This is a genomic window from Kribbella sp. NPDC051718 (assembly GCF_040681515.1).
In the GTDB taxonomy this organism is placed as follows: Bacteria; Actinomycetota; Actinomycetes; order Propionibacteriales; family Kribbellaceae; genus Kribbella.
Window position 1 is genome coordinate 23212 of the sequence record NZ_JBFAYZ010000022.1, and the last position, 13983, is coordinate 37194.

Annotated in this window: 15 protein-coding genes; 8 read left to right on the forward strand and 7 right to left on the reverse strand. The window is 68.5% G+C overall.

The annotated features are described in order from the left end of the window. Positions 1–9: 9 nt before the first annotated feature. On the forward strand, positions 10–753 hold the full coding sequence (locus tag AB0M15_RS41225; RefSeq protein WP_363832682.1) for an SDR family oxidoreductase: 744 nt from the start codon (positions 10–12) through the stop codon (positions 751–753). Beyond that, entirely contained in the window at positions 753–1697 is a 945-nt protein-coding gene (locus AB0M15_RS41230; protein ID WP_363832685.1) for an LLM class F420-dependent oxidoreductase, read from the forward strand. Before AB0M15_RS41225 ends, AB0M15_RS41230 begins: the two co-directional genes overlap by 1 nt. Before the next feature lies 1 nt (position 1698). Here AB0M15_RS41230 and AB0M15_RS41235 read toward each other — a convergent pair whose 3' ends face one another. Continuing rightward, on the reverse strand, positions 1699–2373 hold the full coding sequence (locus AB0M15_RS41235; RefSeq protein ID WP_363832687.1) for a hypothetical protein: 675 nt from the start codon (positions 2371–2373) through the stop codon (positions 1699–1701). 94 nt (positions 2374–2467) lie between these two features. On the opposite strand from AB0M15_RS41235, the gene AB0M15_RS41240 reads away from it, so the two are divergent. Next, positions 2468–3148 carry a DUF6518 family protein gene (locus AB0M15_RS41240; RefSeq protein WP_363832690.1) on the forward strand — a complete coding sequence of 227 codons (681 nt, stop codon included), beginning with the start codon at positions 2468–2470 and terminating at the stop codon, positions 3146–3148. A 1-nt stretch (position 3149) separates the two neighbouring features. Here AB0M15_RS41240 and AB0M15_RS41245 read toward each other — a convergent pair whose 3' ends face one another. From AB0M15_RS41245 to AB0M15_RS41260, 4 genes are read right to left on the reverse strand one after another with little or no spacing between them, the layout of a single operon-like run. Next, positions 3150–3755, reverse strand: coding sequence for a hypothetical protein (locus AB0M15_RS41245; RefSeq protein WP_363832693.1), 606 nt, complete (start codon positions 3753–3755; stop codon positions 3150–3152). Positions 3756–3781: 26 nt separating this feature from the next. Beyond that, positions 3782–4201: an MmcQ/YjbR family DNA-binding protein gene (locus AB0M15_RS41250; protein ID WP_363832697.1), complete on the reverse strand. Its 420-nt coding sequence runs from the start codon at positions 4199–4201 to the stop codon at positions 3782–3784. Between the two features lie 13 nt (positions 4202–4214). Further along, positions 4215–6095 (reverse strand): HAMP domain-containing sensor histidine kinase, encoded by a 1881-nt coding sequence (locus AB0M15_RS41255; protein ID WP_363832701.1) that lies wholly within the window; start codon positions 6093–6095, stop codon positions 4215–4217. Next, positions 6085–6798: a response regulator transcription factor gene (locus AB0M15_RS41260; RefSeq protein WP_363832705.1), complete on the reverse strand. Its 714-nt coding sequence runs from the start codon at positions 6796–6798 to the stop codon at positions 6085–6087. Before AB0M15_RS41260 ends, AB0M15_RS41255 begins: the two co-directional genes overlap by 11 nt. 111 nt (positions 6799–6909) lie before the next feature. Between AB0M15_RS41260 and AB0M15_RS41265 the strand changes: the two genes are divergently transcribed. From AB0M15_RS41265 to AB0M15_RS41280, 4 genes are all read left to right on the forward strand, one after another. Next, complete coding sequence (locus AB0M15_RS41265; protein ID WP_363832708.1) at positions 6910–7998, forward strand: hypothetical protein; 1089 nt, start codon at positions 6910–6912, stop codon at positions 7996–7998. Further along, positions 7995–9293, forward strand: coding sequence for a peptidoglycan-binding protein (locus AB0M15_RS41270; RefSeq protein WP_363832711.1), 1299 nt, complete (start codon positions 7995–7997; stop codon positions 9291–9293). Before AB0M15_RS41265 ends, AB0M15_RS41270 begins: the two co-directional genes overlap by 4 nt. After that, a complete protein-coding gene (locus tag AB0M15_RS41275) occupies positions 9290–10009 on the forward strand; it encodes an ABC transporter ATP-binding protein (RefSeq protein ID WP_363832714.1) in 720 nt (239 codons plus the stop codon). The genes AB0M15_RS41270 and AB0M15_RS41275 overlap by 4 nt, the downstream gene beginning before the upstream one ends. A 260-nt stretch (positions 10010–10269) precedes the next feature. After that, complete coding sequence (locus tag AB0M15_RS41280) at positions 10270–11457, forward strand: ABC transporter permease (RefSeq protein ID WP_363832717.1); 1188 nt, start codon at positions 10270–10272, stop codon at positions 11455–11457. Here AB0M15_RS41280 and AB0M15_RS41285 read toward each other — a convergent pair. Both AB0M15_RS41285 and AB0M15_RS41290 read right to left on the reverse strand, forming a co-directional pair. Then, on the reverse strand, positions 11432–12706 hold the full coding sequence (locus tag AB0M15_RS41285; protein ID WP_363832730.1) for an MFS transporter: 1275 nt from the start codon (positions 12704–12706) through the stop codon (positions 11432–11434). The genes AB0M15_RS41280 and AB0M15_RS41285 overlap by 26 nt on opposite strands. A 28-nt stretch (positions 12707–12734) precedes the next feature. Further along, complete coding sequence (locus AB0M15_RS41290; protein ID WP_363832720.1) at positions 12735–13208, reverse strand: DUF4188 domain-containing protein; 474 nt, start codon at positions 13206–13208, stop codon at positions 12735–12737. 76 nt (positions 13209–13284) lie between these two features. Between AB0M15_RS41290 and AB0M15_RS41295 the strand changes: the two genes are divergently transcribed. Beyond that, positions 13285–13983: MerR family transcriptional regulator (locus tag AB0M15_RS41295; protein ID WP_363832722.1), on the forward strand; the 699-nt coding region annotated here is incomplete at its 3' end.

The window sequence follows — 13983 nt, forward strand, 5'->3', positions numbered from 1 at the left end:
GGCGACCTGATGCGACGCAACATCCTGATCACCGGGGCGAGCTCGGGCCTGGGCGAGGAGATGGCCCGGCAGTTCGCCGCCAAGGGCCACAACCTCGCGCTGACCGCCCGGCGCGAGGACCGGCTGAAGGCGCTGCAGACCGAGCTGACCACGAAGCATCCCGAGCTGACGATCCTGGTCCACACCCTCGACGTGAACGATCATGACGCGGTCTTCGAGACGTTCCGCGCGGTCGACGCCGAGCTGACCCTGGACCGGATCATCGTGAACGCCGGTATCGGCAAGGGGGCGCCGCTCGGCACCGGCCGGTTCGATGCCAACCTGATCACCGCCCAGACGAACTTCACCGCCGTGCTCGCCCAGGCCGAGGCCGCGATGGAGCTGTTCCGGGCACGGAATGCCGGCCACCTGGTCTTCATCTCCTCGGTCGCCGGCGTGCGTGGCCTGTCGAAGTCCGTCACCACCTACGCGGCGACGAAGGCTGCCGTCGCGACGCTGTCCGAAGGCCTTCAGCTCGAACTGCTCGGCAAGCCGATCAAGGTGAGTACGATCGCTCCCGGCTACATCAAGTCCGAGCTGAACGAACACGTCGCCAGGACCCCGCTGATCGTCGACACCGTGCCCGGCGTCCGGGCGATGGTGGCCGCGATCGAGGCGGAGAAGGCGAAGGCGTTCGTGCCCGCCTGGCCTTGGGCGCTGATGGCGAGGGTTCTCAAGTACGCTCCGCTGCCGCTCGTGAAGAGGATGATCTGATGCGCTGGGGTCTGACGGTTCCGCTCACCGGAGTACCGATCCGGGATCACAAGCCGCTGATCACCGAGCTGGCTTCGCTGGGGTACACCGATTTGTGGTCGGCCGAGGTGGCCGGCGCCGATGCGTTCACCCCGCTGGTGCTCGCGTCGGAGTGGGAGCAGGAGCTGCGGTTGGGGACGGCCGTAGTACCGGTTCATACGCGTGGGCCGGCTGCGCTCGCGATGAGTGCGGCCGCGCTGGCCGATCTCGCGCCCGGACGGTTCGTGCTGGGGATCGGGGCGTCGTCGGAGACGATCGTCACCGGCTGGAACGGGATCGCGTACGACCCGCCGCTGGCCCGCACTCGCGACGTACTGCGGTTCCTGCGGCAGGCGTTCGCCGGGGAGAAGGTCGACGGTGAGTTCGACAGCTTCACGATCAAGCGGTTCCGGCTGGAGAAGGCGCCGGACGTACCGCCCGCCATCATGCTCGCCGCGCTCCGCCCGCAGATGCTCAAGCTGGCCGCGCGGGAGGCGGACGGCGCGATCACCAACTGGCTCTCGGCGGCGGACGTCCGGCAGGTCCGCGCCGAGCTCGGTGACGAGAAGGAGCTGGCCGCGCGGATCTTCGTCTGCGTCACCGAGGACGCCGAGATGGCCCGCAACATCGGCCGGTTCCTGATCGCGACCTACCTGACCGTTCCCGGGTACGCCGCCTTCCACGACTGGCTCGGTCGCGGCGAGGCGATGAAGACGATGCGCGACGCCTGGGCGGCCGGCGACCGGAACGCCGCGATGGCGGCCGTACCGATCGAGGTGATCGACGATCTGGTCGTGCACGGGTCGGCCGCCGACTGCCGGGCGCAGATCAACGAGTACGTCGCCAACGGGCTCGACACCCCGATCCTCGCCACCCTGCCGACCGGCGCGGACCTGCTGGAGACTGCTCGTTCCCTGGCGCCGTAGGTCAAGACCGCTCGAGGTTGAAGACCTGGACGCAGGAGCCTTGGACGATCACCATGCCGCCCATCCGCTGACCGTTCGTGGTACCGGAGATCGGGACCACGAAGGGATCCTGCCCGACTACCGCGTTGGTGACGGTGAGCTTCGTCGGTGGCTTGATCCAGTTGGAGATCAGGGCCGGGACGATCTCCTGCGTCACACGACAGGTCAGCGCGACCGCGGCCGCGGTGTCGTCCGCGTTGAGCGCGGCCGCGAACCGTCCGGCCAGCGCGAACGCAGCCTGCTTCGTACCGGACGCCGGCTCGGTCGCCACTGGCTTGCTCGGTGTGGTCTTGGTCGGCACCGGCTTGCTGGGCGCAGCTTTGGTCGGCACCTTCGAGGGTGCGGTGGTCGTCTTGGTGCTCGCCGGCGGCGCGGCCGGCGCCGTACCGCCGCTGTCGCTCCCGCCTGAGGTCAGCCGATAGGTCACGAACCCGACGATGCCGAGGATCACGGCCACCAGCACGACGATCAGGAAGATGATCACGCCCGCCCGGTTCTTCGGCGGTGGCGTGCCGTACGGTGGCGCCGCCCAGTTGCCGCCCTGTGGCTGGTACGTCGGTTGCTGCCAGCCCGGGTTCTGGCCGGGCGGGTTCTGCGGCGGCGGACCCTGTGGACCGGGCGGCGGTGGGTAGCTCACGAGCCAAGTGTGGCAGCGAGAGGTCCATCCGGACCCCACGACAACTCGCGCGTGCCGGAGCCAGTTGCCCCTTGCCGTGCAGCAGACTGATCCGGTGACCGATCCCTCACGAATAGTCAGGGCCGTGGCCGGTGCGCTGGTGGTCGGGGTCGCGCTGGGATTCCTCACCCAGTACCTGCAGGGCGAGCTGCCCGGCAACTGGAACACTCTGGCCAACTCGGGCGTCGTGTGGGTACTCGTCGCCTTCACTGTCACCGCTGCTTGGCGATTGCCGACCGGGTGGTCGGCGCTACTCGGGTTCATCACCCTGTTCGGTGCGTTGAGCGGGTACTACGTATCGGCACGGTTCATCGAAGGGGTCACCAGCTCGGCGTCGACCATGGCGGTCTGGGTGCTCGCCGCGCTCGTGGGGGGACCTGTCTTCGGGGTCGCTGGGAGTTGGTGGAGCGAGGACGGCGCGGTGCGTAGTACGGGGACCTGGTTGAGCAGCGGGGGTGAGTCGGAGCGGGCCGAGGCGCGGTTGTGGCACTTCAGCCGGGCGGTCGTCGCGGTGGCGCTGGTGAGTGCGGTACTCCTTGCCGAGGGCATCTACTTCCTCTGGCGGGTGGAGAACAAGCACCCCTCCGGCCGGCTCGAACTCATCCTCGCGATCCTGGCGCCGCTGTCGCTCTCCCACAGCAGTCGCGACCGGGTGACCGGATTCCTGCTGCTGATCCCACTCGGCCTGCTCGGCGTCGCCGCCTACGGTCTGCTCGACGCGCTGCTGGCGAGCTGAGTCACTTCAGCTGGAAGATCCGTACGCAGAGCGGCTCACCCGCGATGTCCTGGATCCGCACGAAGCCACTCATCGGCCCGAAGCGGGTCTTTCCGCTGATCGGGACCAGGTCCATCCGCATCGGGTAGGCGGTCGTGCCGGCTTCTTCGACGGTCGTCGTGCCGCTGAGCTTGAGTTTGGTCGACTCGTCGACGATCAGCATGATCGAGGTGGGCAGCAGTTGCTTCGATCCTTCGCAGCCGAGCGCGGCGGCTTTCTTCTGCTTGTTCACGCTCAGGAAGGCGACGAACTTGCCGGCCAACGCCGTCGCCTCGGTCACCCGGGCCGCATCCGCGGCCGGCGCACTCGGCGCTGACTTGGTGGGTTGCCCTTCCCCTTGACCGAGCCCCTGGCTCGGCTGGGTCTGCGGCTCCGTCGAGCCGGTGCCCTCGCCCTGCATGATCACGATCAGGCCGAGGATTCCCAACAGCACCAGGACGACGGCGGCCACGATGCCGATGATCGCCCCCATGTTGCTCCGCTTCGGCGGAGGCGGCCCGTAGCCGTAGCCCGGTGGCGGCGGCCCATACCCCGGTGGCGGCGGTCCGTGTCCCTGCGGTGAGCTCACGCCTCGTAGTTTTGCAGGAGAGGGGTCTATGCCAGCCGGTGTTCTTCGAGCCAAGTGGTGGCGCGGCGCTTCGAGGCGCGGGAGAGCCAGGCGTCCTGGATCACCTCGGTCAGCTCCTGCACGGTGAGTTCACCCAGCCGGCTGCCCCGGACCAGCACGGACAGATGCCCGTCGAAGTGCGGCGTGGTGAAGAACGGATTGCTCTCGTCCGCCACCAGCGCGAGCTTGTCCTCCTCGGCCGGCACCCAGAAGACGATGACGTCGTCGTACCGCTCGCCCGTCTCCGGATCGAACGCATCCGGCCGCTGCGTCCGGAAGAACACGAACGACTTGCCGCCGACCTGGTAGACCGGGTTCTCCCCGCCACCCTGCACCACGGTCACATGCGGCATCCCCGCCGCGACCGCGTGCACATCGGCCACCCGAGCCTTCCGACTCCTCGCCATCCCCGCAGTCTAGTTATCGCGCAGGTAGATGGATGGTGAAAGTCGATCCATTGCCGACCCGGCTGGTCGCCGCGATCGTGCCGTGGTGCGCTTCGACGAGGTGCTTGGTGATGGCCAGGCCGAGACCGCTACCGCCGGTCGTCCGGCTGCGTGACTGCTCAGCCCGGTAGAACCGGTCGAAGAGATAGGGCAGGTGTTGCTCCGAGATCCCCGTCCCGTTGTCCGTGACGGTCAGGTTGTACCCGTCGCCGACCCGCCGTACGCCGACCAGCACCCGCCCGCCGCTGGGGGTGAACCGGATCGCGTTGGAGACCAGGTTGCCCAGCGCCTGCCGAATCCGCGCGTTGTCCACAACCGCCGGAGCCGGACCGCTGACCTCGGCCGTCAGCGTGACCTGAGCCGCCTCAGCAGCGGGTCGATGCGCCGACACGACCTGCTGGGCCAGCTCGGACAGGTCCTTGAGCTCAGGATGGATCCGAAGCTTCCCTGCATCAGCCAGCGCGAGATCCTGCAGATCCGCGACCAGCCGCTCGAGCAGCCCGGCCTCCTCCAGCAATGAGGTCACCAGCTCACGATCGAGCGGCACCACCCCGTCCTCGGAGGCGACCAGGTAGCCCTTGATGTTGGCCAGCGGCGTCCGCAGTTCATGGGCGACATCGCTGACCATCGCCTTGCGCTGATGGTCGTGATGCTGGATCGACTCCGCCATCGCATTGAACGCGTGTCCGAGCCGGGCCACCTCGTCCCGCCCGGTGACCGGTACCCGAGCAGCGTGATCGCCGTTCGTCATCCGCTGGGCCGCGCCGGTCAGCGCCAGGATCGGGCGGACCAGCCGGCGGCCGGCGAACACCATCACCAGGGCCGCGATCAGGAGTACGCCGAGCGCGGTGGCCGCGGTACGGGCGAGGCCTTCGCCGGAGAAGACGTTGAAGCTGCTCTTGGCTCCGAGGTAGAGCTTGGCCTCCGGCGCGACGTACGGCGCGAGCGCCTCGGTCCGAGCCGTGTCGACGCAGGTCGCGAAGGCCTGCGACGTCGGGGACTGGCTGTCCACCGGTACGACGGAAAGCAGCCCGTCCGCCGAGTTCGTGCCCAGGTCATAGGTCTCACCGGCCGAGTCCAGGCAACGCTCGGCCCGCTGGATCTCATCGACGTTGACGGCCTTGGCCTTCGCGCTCGGTGCGTACAGCCCTGGTGGAACGCACGGGTCGTTCGCGAGCGTGGCCGGGTCCTGGAACTGCTTCACGGTCGCGCCGTCGGACGTCTGCCCGGACGCGACGATCAACCCGGAGTAGCCGCCGGCGGCCGGCTCGGTCTTGGTGACATCGGTGCCGCGTGCCTGCATGCAGGCGGCGGCCTGGTCCGTGAGCCGCTCGCGCTCACGCCTCTCCGCGCCCGTCAGCCCCCAGTCCGGTGCGCCGGGTGCCTGGCTGCCGATTGCGAGGGCTGTGGCCGCCCGGAACGTCACTGAGCGGGGAGCAGCCGTCGCGGCGATCGCGGGTACTCCGCTGGAGCTCCAGATCGACACACCAGGCTGCCGGCTCACGTCGATGGTTGCCGCGGGCACCGAGGGGAGGTCGGGGCCGGCGCCGAGCATCCGGGCCGAGTCGGCGAGCACCGTACCGTCGGGTTTGGTGAGCGCGATCCGTCGCCCGGTCTGGTCGGAGAGCGAGGAGACCAGCTTGTCGACGCCCGACCAGGTCGCGTTGTCGACGGCGTACGTGCTGAGCTGGCTGTAGATGTCGCCGTCGACCTGGAGTTGCGAAGTGTTCTGGTCGAGCTCGCCCTGAAGCTTCTCCGAAGTGCTGTAGGTGGCGATCACGGCCGTCGCGATGACGGCGCCGAGCGCGACGGCGAGCGAGAGCCCGAGAAATCTGAGCAGGACACTACGACGCATCGGTCGTCACCACCTTGTCGGCGAGCTTGTAGCCGACGCCGTACACGGTCTTCAGGTACTCCGGGCTGGCCGGCGCTCGCTCGATCTTCTTCCTCAGGTTCATCACGTGGACGTCGATCGTCCGGTCGAACACGTAGTGATCGAAGCCGAACGCGTGCTCCAGCAACTGCTGCCGGGAGAACGCCCGGCCGGGAGAGGCGGCCAGGCAGGCGAGGATCTTGAACTCGGCCGGCGTGACCTCGACCAGCTCGTCGTCCAGCCGTACTTCGTGCCGCACAGGATCGATCTCCAGCGCGCCGACCCGGTAGACCTCACCCTCGGAGCGGATCCGCGTGCGCCGCAGTACCGTCCGGACCCGGGCCACCAGCTCGCGCGGGTTGTACGGCTTGGTCAGGTAGTCGTCCGCGCCCAGGTCGAGGCCGAGCAGCAGGTCGTCCTCGGTGGACCGGGCCGTCAGCATGATGATCGGCACGTCACCGTTGCCCGCGGCATCGGCGCGCAGCACCCGGCAGACGTCCAGACCGTCGACCTTGGGCATCATCACGTCCAGGACGAGCAGGTCAGGGCTGCGCCGGCGGGCCTCGTCGATCGCGGCCCGCCCGTCGTGCACGACCACGGTCAGATGACCCTCGCGCTCCAGGTAGCGCCGGATCAGCTCCGCCTGCTTGAGATCGTCTTCGGCGACGAGAATCCGGGCTGGCATGGTCCGAGAGTGACTGATCTTCATGAGATTTCGATGAAGATCGGCTGAGAGCATCGGGTGCTGATCGGTCCTTCACAGGTTCTTCACAGCGTTCCCGGCACGCTCCACGGCATGAAGAACTCACGCATAGCGCTCTCCCTGGTGGCCGTCCTGGCCCTCGCCGGCTGTGGAGCGGGCAGCTCGGCCGCCGACAAGGAACCGGTGAAGAACGGCGACGACAAGAGCCCGCTCGCGGAGTACATGGGCGACGGTTTCATCAACAACTCCGGTGGCGGGATGGTGACCACCCGGGCCATCGGCGGGCCGAACGAGTCGTCCGAGGAGCAGCTGGCCAAGCAGCGCAAGATCGAGGAGTCGACGGCGGCCTGTATGAAGTCCGCCGGGTTCGACTACGTAGTGGTGCCGCCAGAGCAGAAGGGCAAGGGCAAGTTCGACGAAGCCTTCAGCCTGCCGCCGGACAAGTTCGCCGAGCAGTACGGCTACGGGGTCAGCACGATCGACTGGGGCAAGCCGGACGACGCGGAGAAGGACGATCCGAACGCCAAGATCCGCAAGGCGCTGTCGCCGAACGCGCAGAAGGCCTACGACAACGCACTGAACGGACAGCTCGCGACCAGCGGCAACGGCAGCGGTGGAGTGATCTCCATGCAGCCGGCCGACGGCAAAGGCAAGCCGATGGACACGGGCTGTCGCGGCAAGGCCGCCGAGGAGGTCTACGGCAAGGCCGAGGACCACCAGGCCGACTTCGCCAAGTTCGACTCGCTGTTCAAGGATCTCGAGGCGCTGCGGAAGCGGTTCGAGGCCGACCAGCGGGTGATCGACGCGACGTCCGCCTGGGCCGACTGTCTGGCTGACGCCGGGCACAGCGGCTTCAAGAAGCTCGACGACCCGCGGTCCTCGATCAGCGACAAGCTCGACAAGCTCACCGGCGCGAAGAAGAACGGCGGCCCGACCAGTGCCGGCGGTGACGGAAAGGGCAACGTGACGGTGTTCCAGGCACCCTCGCTCGACAAGGTCCCAGCTGCCCAGCTGGCCGACCTGCGCAAGGAAGAGATCGACCTGGCCAAGGCGGACGTGGGCTGCAAGAAGAAGGTCTACGACGAGCCCGCCAAGAAGGCGCAGTACGAGCTGGAGAAGGAGTTCGTCGCGGCGAACAAGACCCAGCTCGAGGCGTACCGCGACTCGGTGTCGGAGCGGTGACCGCCTCACCCAAGTCGCGCCGCCGGGTCCTGGTCGGAGTCTCCGCGGTGGCGACGCTCTCGCTCGGGGTGGGCGTCGCCGCCGGCAGCCGGTTGATGTCGCCGGAGGACGCGGCGGCCAAGACGGCGCCACCGAAGGCCTCCCAGATCACCGTGCCGGTGGAGTTGAAGGCGTTGTCCAGCAAGGTCGTCGGACGCGGGGACACCTCGTTCGACGGAGCGGTGAACATCCGGGTCGAGACGAGCGGACTCCAGACGCCGGCGGTGGTGACGGGCAAGGTTCCGAAGGTGGGTTCGACGCTCCAGGCGGGTAAGGCGCTTTTGGAGATAGCGGGTCGGCCAGTCATCGGGCTTCCCGGCGTACTGCCGATGTACCGCGCGTTGGCTCCGGGGTCGAAGGGGCCGGACGTGTTGCAGCTCGAGCAGACGCTGGAGAAGCTGGGGTTTGATCCGGGCAAGGTCGATACGAAGTACACGACCGACACCTCGCACGCGGTGGAGAAGCTGTACGAAGCGGCCGGGTACGACGCGCCGGAGCCGGACGAGCCCCTCAAGCAGGCTGTCGATGCCGCCGACAAGAACGTCGACGCGATGAAGAACGCGCTCCGGCAGGCGAAGCTCGCGCTCAAGCAGGCGAAGGCCGGCCCGGGCAAGGCGGACACCACCGTGCAGCAGGGCGCGGTCGACGACGCGGAGGAGAACCTGGCCGACGCAGTGGAGGCCAAGAACGAGGCCGAGTTCAAGGCCGGTACGCCGCTGCCGGTGTCGGAAGTCGTCTACGTGAAGTCGCTGCCGCGCCGGGTCGACGAGGTGAAGGTAGAGCGCGGCGGAACGGTCAACGGCGTGGTGATGTCGGCCAGCGGTGCTTCGCTGGTGGTCAGCGTGAAGGTGGACGCGGCGACCAAGGAGCGGCTGAAGGCCGGGATGCCGGCGACGTTCGACATCGGCGACGGCACGATCATCAAGGCGACCATCGTCCGGATCACGGGCAGCGGGGACGAGTACAGCGTGGTGATCTCGCCGAAGTCGCTGACCGCGGCGCAGCTCAATCGGCTGCGGGACGCGAACGTGAAGGTGACGATCCCGCTCAAGAGCACCAACGGCAAGGTACTGACCGTGCCGTTGGCCGCGCTCTCGGCAGGCTCGGACGGCAGTTCGCGGGTCGAGGTACTCCGCGACGGCAAGGTCGAGCTGGTTCCGGTCAAGGTCGGACTGTCGGCCGATGGGTTCGCCCAGGTGACGGCGACCGGGGACGCCAAGCTGTCCGAGGGCGACCAAGTGGTGGTCGGCAAATGACCGCGTCGAGCGCGATCGCGCCGATGGGCTCGACGGCGGTGGCGTTGCCGGCGCCGGTGGTCGAGATGATCGGCGTCCGGCGGTTCTTCCCCGGGCCGCCTGAGGTCCAGGCGATCCGGGAGATCGACCTGACCATCCGCGAAGGCGAGTACCTGTCCATCGTCGGTCCTTCGGGTTCCGGCAAGTCGACGCTGCTGCATCTGCTCGGGCTGCTCGACAACCCGACCGGCGGGGTCTACCGGCTCGACGGCGTCGACACGATGAGCCTGCGGGAGCGGCGTCGCGCCGTCCTGCGGGGTGAGCGGATCGGGTTCGTGTTCCAGTCGTTCCATCTGCTCGACCACCGGACCGTGCTGGAGAACGTCGCACTCTCGATGGTGTACGTCGGGGTGCCCCGGAAGGAGCGGATGGCGCGTGCACGAGTCGCCCTGGAACGGGTCGGGCTGGCACACCGGATGGAGTTCGGGCCCACGACACTGTCGGGTGGCGAGCGGCAGCGGGTCGCGATCGCCCGGGCGCTGGTCGCCGAGCCGAGTCTGCTGCTGGCCGACGAACCGACCGGCAACCTCGACAGCGCCAACGCGGAGGCGATCCTCGAGGTGTTCGACGAACTCCACCACGAAGGCATGACGCTGGCGGTCATCACCCACGACGACCACGTCAGCGAACGAGCCCAGCGTCGCGTCCGCATCGTCGACGGGACACTCCAATGGTGAGCTGGCGGAAGTCGCAGCGCCCGAAACCCCAAGCAGGCCCCCCGGATCCCGCCGGCGGGCCGTCCACCTCGCATCGCCAGCGCAAGCCGGGGCGGCTTGCGCTGGCGGGCGTGGTGCGGCGAGTCGCAGGATCTCGCCGAGACAACCAACGCCCACCGCGGGCCGGGAGCCCAGTGCAGGCCTTGGGCCGGGGCGGTGCCTGGAGCCCAGCGCGGCTGCTGGGCCGGGGCGGGGCCCCCCGGCGTACGGGCGGACCCGCGTTGCGGGACTTGCTTGATGAGGCGCTTGCGGGGGTTGCGGCTCGGCCGACGCGGTTGATTCTGACTACGCTCGGTACGGTCCTCGGGATCGCTGCGTTGGTGGGCACGGTCGGGCTCGGGCAGACCGCGGCCGGTCAGATCACCCAGCTGTTCGACCTGGCAGCCGCTACCCGGGTGGTCGTCAGTCCGGACAGCAACGGCTCCGACGAACAGGCGGCTCAGTTGCCGTGGGACGCGCCGCAGCGGATCGTCCGGCTGAACGGGGTCGACGCGGCCGGCACGGTCAGCAACGTCGACGTCGGGGACGACACGGTCCACAGCGTCGCCGGGCTGGACGGACAGAAGGACGGACTCAACCTGCAGGTAATGGCGGCGTCGGGTGGGCTGTTCGACGCGGTCCGCTCGGTGCTGAAGACCGGGCGGTTCTTCGATGCGGGTCATGACGCCCGCGGGGACAAGGTCGTCGTACTGGGCAAGAACGCGGCCAAGCGGCTCGGCATCAACCGGGTCGACTCCCAGCCGGCCATCTTCATCGGCGACCAGGCGTACACGGTGATCGGCATCCTCGACTCGGTCAGCGGCAAGGCCGAACTGCTCGACTCGGTGATCATGCCGAACGGGACGGCCAAGACGGCGTACAAACTGAAGGCGCCGGAGTCGGTCGAGATCCGTACGTCGGTAGGCGCGGCGCAGCTGATCGCCAAGCAGGCGCCGGTCGCGATCGACCCGAACAACCCGAGCTCGCTCAAGGTCGACGCCCCGCCGAAGCAGGGCGGCGTCCGCAAGGGCGTCGAGTCGAACCTGAACGCGCTGTTCCTGTTGCTGGGTGCGGTGGCGCTGCTGGTCGGCGGTCTCGGTATCGCCAATGTGACGCTGCTGTCGGTGCTCGAACGCGTGAGTGAGATCGGCCTGCGCCGCGCCCTGGGCGCCGCGCGACGACACGTTGCCGGTCAGTTCCTGGTGGAGAGCGTGATCGTCGGCTTCCTCGGCGGCCTTTTGGGTACGGCCGTCGGGGTGCTGCTCACCGTCGGAGTCTCCTTCGCCCGGGACTGGACGCCGATCCTGGACAACAAGCTGACCTTCGGAGCGCCCTTCCTCGGCGCGGTGATCGGCCTGATCGCCGGCACCTACCCGGCCTGGAAGGCGTCGGCCATCCAGCCCATCACGGCATTGCGGGGGAGTGCGTGACCGTCGAGGAGGACCGCGAGTACAGGAACGCGGTCAGCAGGAAGCCGAGGACCACGAAGGTGAGCACCGGGTAGGACTTCCCGTCGTCGGGCAGGATGACCGCGCCGAGTGCAGCTGCGGACACCTGCCCGACGTTGAAGATCATGTCGTAGAGCGAGAAGACCCGGCCGCGGTAGACGTCGTCGACACCCGTCTGGATGAGGGTGTCGACGCTGATCTTCACGCCTTGCGCGCAGAAGCCGGTGAGGAAACCGGAGACCAGGATCGCGGGCTGCGTGTAGAGGCCGCCGGGCACCGCCGTCACCACGGCCGCCGCGACGAACAGCACGGTGATCCATCGGCGCAGAGTCAGTACCCGGGTCGCCCACGGCGTCACCAGCGCGGCGATGAAGAGCCCGGCACCGACCGCACCGGTCGCCAGCGCGAGCGCGCCGAATGCCTGGTCCAGCTGGTCGGGACCGTAGAACTTGTTGCGGTACAGCAGGATCATCGCGACCGTGACGAGCCCGAAGAAGAACCGCAGCGACCCGATCGCGGCCAGCCCGAGAGCTGCTTGCCGGCGCTCCTTGAGATGCCGGCCACCGTCGATCAGCCCGGCCACGATGCCGCGGATCGCCTCGAGCACACCGGGCTCGTCGCCGGTCAGGTCCGGGCCGAGTTGCTTGCGGCCGAGTCGCAGGGCGAGGAAGGCAGCGGTGAGGTAGACGGCGGCCGTACAGCCGAGCACGACCAGGTCCGAGTCGGAGATCAGCTTTACGCCGGCCCCGGCACCACCGCCGATGAGGAAGAGCGCAGTACCGGAGGTAGGCGTGACCGCATTGGCCATCACCAACTCATCCCGCTCCACAACGTGCGGCAGACCAGCGGACAGCCCCGACAGCAGGAACCGGTTGACCCCGAGCGTCAGCAACACCGCCAGATAGAACGGCACCCCAGCGTTGCCCGCAGCAACAATCCCGCCGACCACCAGCACCAACGCGGCCCGGGTCAGATTCGCCCCGAACAGAATCTGCCGCCGAGACCACCGATCAAGCAGCACACCGGTGAACGGCCCCAACACCGAGAACGGCAACAACGCCACCGCGAACAACCCGGCGATCGCCGCCGCATCCGGCGCCCGCTCCGGCGAGAACAACACATACGCCGCCAGCGCGACCTGAAAAACCCCGTCCCCGAACTGCGACGTCAACCGAACAGCAAACAGTCGGCGGAAATCCCCCCGCCGCAACAACCGCCCCAAGTCCCGCATGAACTGCACGCCTGCACTGTAACCACACTTACTTGACGTCCAGCCGCTCGGCCGCGGTCTGACCCCGCTTGTTCACCGGTACGACGCCTGCCACTTTGCCGAGGCCGGTGATGGGCATGTTGCCGTAGATGGTTTCGGTGTGGCCGGCGGGGACGACGTAGGTCTCGTGGTAGATGCCGACGTTGTTGCCCTGGTAGGCGTACTTGAAGAAGTTGGTCCAGGCCGGGCGGTGGGTGCGGCCGGGGTCGTTGGCGAACGCCTGCAGCTTCTCGGCCGACTCCCAGTACTGGATCATCGTCGTGGTCCGCAGGCCGGGGAAGGTGCGGAAGCCGAGCAGGCCGCTGTCCTTGTCGGCGGTCAGTTCGCGCAGCATCGGGCCCATCGCCAGCGCCACCGGCAGCCACTGGCGGAAGGCGCGCAGTTTGTTCACCCGGAAGCCGATCACGAAGACGACGATCTCGCCCTCGTGCGCCGCGGTCTGCCGTCCCTCGACAACGCTCATCAGATCTCCTCTTTGGATAGTTCGACTCCCTAATATTGGAAAGTGATACTCTCCAAAAGTCAAGAGGAGGGCGTGGATGTGGATCGCTGAACTGTCCCGGCAGAGCGACGTGCCGGTGGCGACGATCAAGTACTACCTACGCGAAGGCCTGCTGCCTGCCGGTGAAGCGGTCGGCGCGACCAGGGCCCGGTACGACGAAACGCACGTCCGCCGGCTCCGGTTGATCCGGGCGCTCGTCGAGGCGGGCGGCCTGTCGCTGGCTCGCGTCCGCAACGTGCTCGCCGAGGTCGACGAGGAGACCCGCGACATGCACGATGTCCTAGGCGCGGCCCACGGCGCTCTCATCCCCACCGACCTCAGCGCGACAGACGAGTCCCGCGGTCGAGTCGACGACCTCATCGCCGAGGAGGGCTGGCAGGTCGATCCCGGCTCGCCGGACCGGGTGCTGCTGGCGAACGCGCTCGACGCGTTGGAGAAGGTCGGCTACCACCTCGACGACGACCTGCTGAAGACCTACGCATCGGCGGCCGCGCAGGTCGCCGACTCCGAAGTGGCCGGCCTGCCGTCCGACGATCGGCAGCAAACCGTCGAGACGACCGTTCTGGTCACCGCGCTGGGCGGCCCGGTCCTGTTGGCGCTCCGTCGCCTGGCCCAGCAAAGCGCCTCGGCGAGCCGCTTCGGCATGCCGAAGCGGCTCGCCCCCCCATCCGCCCCGCGCGGCGGTCAACCGCCCCCGCGGGGGGCCCCCCCACCCCGGCGCCGCGGACGGAGTAGG